Origin of the sequence: Pandoraea sp. B-6 (genome assembly GCF_000282835.1) — a bacterium.
Classification (GTDB): Bacteria; Pseudomonadota; Gammaproteobacteria; order Burkholderiales; family Burkholderiaceae; genus Pandoraea; species Pandoraea cepalis.
Genome location: NZ_AKXS01000209.1, coordinates 1 through 1,851, shown reverse-complemented (window position 1 = coordinate 1,851; position 1,851 = coordinate 1). Strand labels below are relative to the sequence as shown.

The 1,851-nt window shown below is 67.4% G+C and carries 3 protein-coding genes; all 3 read left to right on the top strand.

Going from position 1 to position 1,851, the window contains the following annotated elements; translation table 11 throughout:
• Positions 1 to 1,121, top strand: a 1,121-nt coding sequence (locus tag A985_RS23815; RefSeq protein WP_039829701.1) for a FliI/YscN family ATPase, incomplete at its 5' end; no start/stop codon positions are given.
• A gap of 12 nt (positions 1,122 to 1,133) precedes the next feature.
• Complete coding sequence (gene fliJ, locus A985_RS0101625) at positions 1,134 to 1,586, top strand: flagellar export protein FliJ (RefSeq protein ID WP_017231687.1); 453 nt, start codon at positions 1,134 to 1,136, stop codon at positions 1,584 to 1,586.
• Positions 1,587 to 1,605: 19 nt separating this feature from the next.
• Positions 1,606 to 1,851, top strand: a 246-nt coding sequence (locus A985_RS0101620) for a hypothetical protein (RefSeq protein ID WP_017231686.1), incomplete at its 3' end; no start/stop codon positions are given.

Genomic DNA, 1,851 nt, shown 5'->3' with positions numbered 1-1,851 from the left:
GCCTGCTGCCAGGCGCTCGCGTGTACCCGATGGAGCCCGCCGCCGACGGTCCGCTGCCGAATCAACGTCACAACGGCAAGCGTCTGCCCGTGGGCGAAGCGCTGCTCGGCCGGGTGGTCGACGCCGCCGGCCGTCCGCTCGACGATTTCGGCCCGCTGGGCATGACCGACAGCGCCTCGCTCGCGTCGGTGCCGGTCAATCCGCTGGGTCGCGCGCCCATCGACTCGGTGCTCGACGTGGGGGTGCGCGCCATCAATGCGTTGCTCACCGTCGGGCGCGGCCAACGCATGGGCCTCTTCGCCGGGTCGGGCGTCGGCAAGAGCGTGCTGCTGGGGATGATGGCCCGCTTCACGCAGGCCGAAGTCATCGTCGTGGGCCTGATCGGCGAGCGCGGCCGCGAAGTGAAGGACTTCATCGAAAACATTCTCGGGCCGGACGGCCTGGCGCGCTCCGTCGTCGTGGCGGCGCCCGCCGACGTCTCGCCGCTGCTGCGCCTGCAAGGCGCGGCGTACGCCACCACGCTGGCCGAGTACTTCCGCGATCAGGGCAAGGATGTGCTGCTGATCATGGACTCGCTCACCCGGTACGCCATGGCCCAGCGCGAAATCGCACTGGCGATCGGCGAGCCGCCGGCCACGAAGGGCTATCCGCCTTCCGTGTTCGCCAAGCTTCCGGCGCTGGTCGAGCGTGCCGGTAACGGTCCGGACGGTGGCGGCTCGATCACCGCGTTCTATACCGTGCTCACCGAGGGCGACGACCAGCAGGATCCGATCGCCGATTCGGCCCGCGCCATTCTCGATGGCCATATCGTGCTCTCGCGTCAATTGGCGGAGTCGGGGCACTATCCGGCGATCGACATCGAACAGTCGATCAGCCGTGCGATGACCGCGCTCATCGACGATGGGCAGTTCGACAAGGTACGGCGCTTCAAGCAGATGCTCTCGCGCTATCAGCGCAACCGCGACCTCATCAATGTGGGCGCGTACGCGCCGGGCAGCGATCCGATGCTCGATCAGGCGATCGAGCTGTATCCCCGACTCGAAAACTTCCTGCAACAGGGAATGCGCGAGCGGGCCAGTTATCCGGACGCCGTGCACCAGATGCACGGTCTGTTCCACTAACCGGCGGCGGCCATGAATTCCACCCTGCCTCTCAAGCTGCTCATCGAACTCGCCCAGAAGGACGTGGACGAAGCCGCGCGCCTGCTCGGCGAACGCCAGACGCAGCGCGCCGAGGTCGAGCGTCAGCTCGAAGCACTGCGCCAGTATCGCCACGAATACCGCACGCGCATGCAGACGGCGACGATTCAGGGCATGGCCGGCTGCGACTGGCGCAACTTCCAGCAATTCATCGATACGCTCGACACGGCCATCGGACAGCAAGCCATGCTGCTCGAGCAAGCCGACGAGCGTCTCGCGGCCGCACGCCGCGAATGGCAAGCGCAGCAGCGCCGCCTGAATTCCTTCGGTACGCTCGCTTCGCGTGAGCAAGCCCGCACGGCGCTGCGTGTCGCGCGCCGCGAGCAGAAAGAAAACGACGAGTACGCCGCGCGCAGCCTGCGCCGTCGTGCCGACTCCCCGATTTGAAGGACCCAAGGCGCCCACTATGTCGATTCTTAGCTTCCTGACCGATTCCGCAGGCGCGGCCCTGCAAGCCGTGACGGGCCACCGCGCCGGATCGTCGAACACCGACGACAGCAACGCGCTGCCCTTCTCCGCCGTGCTCTCGCAGCAGACCCGCCAGACGGTTCAGCCCGCCGCGAGCAGCGCGAACAATACGGCCGCGCAAGCGAGTCAGACGAATGCGTCGTCCGGGAACGCCTCGGGCGGCAGCGCAACGCCGACGCAGAAC

Bases quoted from the DNA above. Each gene is read 5' to 3' on its own strand.
- fliJ (WP_017231687.1), top strand. From the start codon at position 1,134: ATGAATTCCACCCTGCCTCTCAAGCTGCTCATCGAACTCGCCCAGAAG.